The sequence below is a fragment of the Enterobacillus tribolii genome, assembly GCF_003363015.1.
Classification (GTDB): Bacteria; Pseudomonadota; Gammaproteobacteria; order Enterobacterales; family Enterobacteriaceae; genus Enterobacillus; species Enterobacillus tribolii.
Window position 1 is genome coordinate 1 of the sequence record NZ_QRAP01000028.1, and the last position, 4,658, is coordinate 4,658.

The window sequence follows — 4,658 nt, forward strand, 5'->3', positions numbered from 1 at the left end:
GACCTGACCAACGCCGGTACGCTTCAGGGCGCGACGGCGGCGGTTGAGGTGGGTGCATTAAGCAACAGCGGGATGCTGATGGGCATTGACGGCCTGGCGCTGAACGTCGACAACACGCTGACTAATACGGGCAAATTACTGGGTGAAGGCGCCGTGGCGCTCAATGCCGGTGATTTTACCAACGCCGGGCACCTGCTGGCGGGGAGCGGGCTGGACGTTGCGGTGACCAACCGGGTGACCAACGACGGCGTGATGCAGGGCGGGGCGCTGACGCTGAGCGCGGCGGACCTCGACAACCGCGGCGACCTGACGGGCGTCAGCGGGCTGACATTAACGCTGCGCCAGGCGCTGGCCAACACGATGGCGGGCCGGATACTGACGCAGGGCACGGCACAAGTGAATGCGGCAGCCGTGACGGGCAATGGATTATGGCAGGCGGAGACTCTGCGGATAACGGCCAATGAGGCCGCACTTGACGGTGTGATGCAGACCGCAGCATTGCTGCAACTGGATATCCAAAACCTGCTGGGCGTCGGTGCCTCCGGCAGCCTGAGCAGCAGCGGTCAGCTTGCACTCAATGCCGCCAGGGTTGATAACCGCGGTACCTTACAGGCCAACACCACCACGGTGGAGGCCCGGACGCTTGCCAACGCGGGCACGTTAACCGGCGTGAATCAACTGACGCTCAGCCTGAATGATTTCACCAACGCCGGGCAGGTACTCTCTGCCGGTCAGCTTACTGCCGACACTCAGCGTCTTACCAACACCGGCCGGATACAGGGTGGTGATACCCGTCTGACAATGGCATCGGGCTACAACAGCGGGACGGTACAGGGCGGGAGCCTGACGCTCGGTAGCGAAGGTGAGTTCACCAACAGCGCCACGGGCTCCTTGCTGGCGACGGGTACCCTGCAGCTCTCCGCGCTCGGCCTGTTCAATCAGGGGCTGATTCAGGGCAATGAGGGGGCTTCCCTCACGTTGAGCAATCCGTTTACTAACGACGGGCGCGTGCTCTCGGGCGGGGATATCACCCTGACCACGCCGCAGATGACCAACAACGGCACGGTACAGGGCAACAACCTGTTCCTGAATGCCAACGCGCTCACCAACGCCGGTACCTGGCTTGCCGCCGGAGACGCCCAATTTACGCTTGCTCAGTTAACCAACAGCGGCCTGCTCCAGGGCGCGCGGCTGGCCCTCAACGTGCCGGTAGTTGATAACAGCGGCACGCTGTTTGCCAGCCAGAGCCTGATGATGACGGGAGACAGCCTGGCCAACCGCGCGGGCGGAAAACTCTACACCGGTGGTGACCTGAATCTTACGCTGAATAACTTCACCTCTGACGGGGAAAGCGTGGCGCTGGGAAGTATCACGCTGGATCTTGTGCAGTCGCTGCGTAACAACGGCGTGCTGGCGGCGGGTAAGGGGCTGGCGGTGAACACCCGGGGCGCGGTTTTCAACGACGGCACGTTGCAGGGGCAGGGGATTACGCTTGTTGCCGGTGGCGGCTTTACCAACCAGGGCACGGTGACCGGCGGCAGCGACACGGTGAGCGTGACGGCGCAGGACATCGCGCTGACACAGAGCGGAAGCCTGCAGTCGGGCGGCGACGTGACGTTAAGCAGCCGCGGCGCTATCACCAATGATGGCTTTACCGGCACGGCAGGGAATCTGGTGCTGAGTGCAGCGGGGCAACTGACCAACAGCGCGCTGCTGTATGCGGCGGGGGATATGAAGCTGTTTGCTGACAGTATCCAAAACCTGAAGGGGGATATCCTGGCGGGTAACAGCCTGTGGATGCAGCGCGATGCGGCGGGGAATGCGAACAGCCGGGTGGTGAACAGTTCTGGGACGATAGAGACGCAGCGTGGGGATATTTTTATTAATACCGCCAGTCTGGTTAATGAACGAATCGGGCTGACCTCAACATCAAAAGATATCGATCTCAGTCTGACACATAGCTGGTTGGGTGACGCTTATGCCTATATTCCTGTCGATGAGTTGGGTCTGGATAACCTTGTCCTCAAAAACTATAGCAGCTATATCGCAGAAGGCTCATGCGGTGGCGCGGCGTGCTTTTTATATAAAGAACCCCGTTATTACTACATCCCGACGGATGAATATATACAGCAGAAATTTGCCTACAAGCAGACGGTTCTCTCTGTTTCGGCTGAAGGCGGAACCAGTTCCATCATCTCCGGCCGCAACCTGGCTATCTATGCCGGGCAGTTGGAGAATAAAGCCAGTTCAATTCTGGCGCAAAACGATATTTTGTTGAAAGGTCAGTTCCTTAATAATCAAAGCTATGAAGCTGGTACGGCAACGGAGTATCTGGTCTACGAATATACGGATGGCATCCGTAAGGATGGGAGTCGGCCACCAGGAACGGCGGGACATACACCGATTGAAAGACCCTCAACGAAACCAACAGAAACTACGGTTCGTTATGAACTGACCGGACATGATACCGATTATGTCGCAGACGGTTCATATCGTGCGGTGATTCAAGCCGGAGGTAATGTTATTGCTGATTTCTCTCAGGATATCAGTAATACCAACACCACCGCGAATGCAGGGAACATCAGCCATAATCTGACCACGCCGACATTGAATACATTGAAATCGCTGGATGCTGAGCAGGGCAGGCAAGGTCAGTCGCTGGTCGATACCAATGGTGTCTCTGTTGCCCCGCCTGTCTGGCGTGATCAGGTACAGAATGTGCTGAAAGATCTTGGTAACAATAATGCCCAGTTGGATTATTACCCGTTACCTAACGGCAATAACGGCTTATTCGTTACCAGTCCTGACCCGGACAGTCCTTATCTCATCACCACTAACCCTAAACTGGATGGGCTGGGTCAGCTTGATGACAGCCTGTTCAATGGTCTGTATGCCATGCTGGGCTTACAACCCGGTGCAGCACCACGAGAAACGGGTCGTCAGTTTACTGACGAAAAATCTTTCCTGGGTTCTGCGTATTTCATGGATCGGCTGAATCTGAATCCGGACTATGACTACCGCTTCCTCGGTGATGCGGCGTTCGATACCCGCTATGTCAGTAACGCGATGCTGCAACAAACGGGGAGTCGATATATCAACGGTATTGGCTCCGATCTGGAGCAAATGCAATACCTGATTAACAGCGCTGCGGAACAACAACAGCGACTGGGGCTGCAATTCGGTGTCAGCCTGAGCGCAGAACAGGTTGCCAGCCTTACCAAGAGCATCGTGTGGTGGGAGCAGGTGACCATCAATGGTCAGCGTGTGATGGCGCCGAAGCTCTACCTGGCTGCGGCGGATGTGACGATTAACAACGGCAGCGTGATTGCCGGCAACAACGTGCAACTGGCCGGCGGCAGCATCACCAACAGCGGCTCAACGATCCGGGCAAATAATAATCTGTGGCTGGACAGCGACAGTACGTTCAATAACGTAAATGGCGGGCTCCTTACTGCGGGTAATGAACTGGATTTAAGCGCTATCGGTAATATCAATAACACCGGCTCAACCATCAGCGGTAATCGTGTCGCTTTGGAGAGTATTGATGGCAGTATCCTTAACCAGACGCTGACGCAGCAATGGTCAGTAAGTGGTTATGATAGCTATCAGGGGCGCTCCCTCACTCTTTCGGATACACAAGTCGGTGATATTGCTTCTATTCAGGCCGGAGAGAATTTGAGTTTAGGGGCCGGTCGCGATGTCTCCAGTATTGGCTCTAAAATCATTTCTGATGGTGATATGCAATTAGCTGCTGGCAACGATATCTCTATCGTAGCCAATGAGGTGACTCAGAGCAGTAGTCACACCGGAAGAGGGAAATACCTTCAGTCAGCCACAACTGATACCCAGTCCTCCCAAATCTCCGCCGGCGGTTCCCTGACCGCCCAGGCTGGTCAGGACATCACCCTGCAGGCCAGCAACCTCAGCGCCGGCGCAGATGCCGTGCTGGTCGCCGGTCGAGACGTGAACCTGCAAACCGGTGAAAAGAACGCCACCTCCCGCAACGGCGGTTCGCTTGCCATCAGCGAAGACACCACCCGCAGCACCCTGACCGCCGGTGAAAACCTCACGGTCAGCGCCGGGCGCGACCTTAACTCTGATGCGGCGGCTATCGTTGCTGGTGAGTCCGCCGGGCTGATGGCCGGGCGCGACGTTAACCTTAACGCAGCCCAGAGCCGTGACTACACCGAGTACAAGGGCGGACGCAAGCAGGAAATCGACGAGAGCATTCGCCAGCAGGGCACGGAAATCGCCAGCGGGGCGGACACCACTATCGTCAGCGGTCGTGACATCAACACGCAGGCGGCGCAGGTGCAGGCCGGCGGCGACATCGCCCTGTCGGCAGGCCGCGACGTCAACCTCAGTACCGCAACGGAAAGCGACTATCACTTCTTCGAAGAGACCAAGGTCAAGAAGAAGCTGACCTCTTCCACCAAGACCCACATCGTGCAGGAAGACTACGCCACCCGCGAGGCAGGTACCCTGCTTTCCGGCGACAACGTGAAGGTCTCCGCCGGCAACGACCTGAAGGTCACCGGCTCGCAGGTGGTGGGCGACGGCAACGTGGCGCTGAATGCGGGCAACAACGTCACCATTGAAGCGGCGACGGAAGAGGAATCGCACTACTACCTCAAAGAGAAGAAAAAGAGCGGCCTGTT

The 4,658-nt window shown here is 57.3% G+C and carries 1 protein-coding gene; it reads left to right on the top strand.

All coding sequences use genetic code 11. From position 1 onward, the window contains the following. A partial coding sequence (locus C8D90_RS21845) for a hemagglutinin repeat-containing protein (RefSeq protein ID WP_196238531.1) occupies positions 1-4,658 on the top strand: 4,658 nt, incomplete at both ends.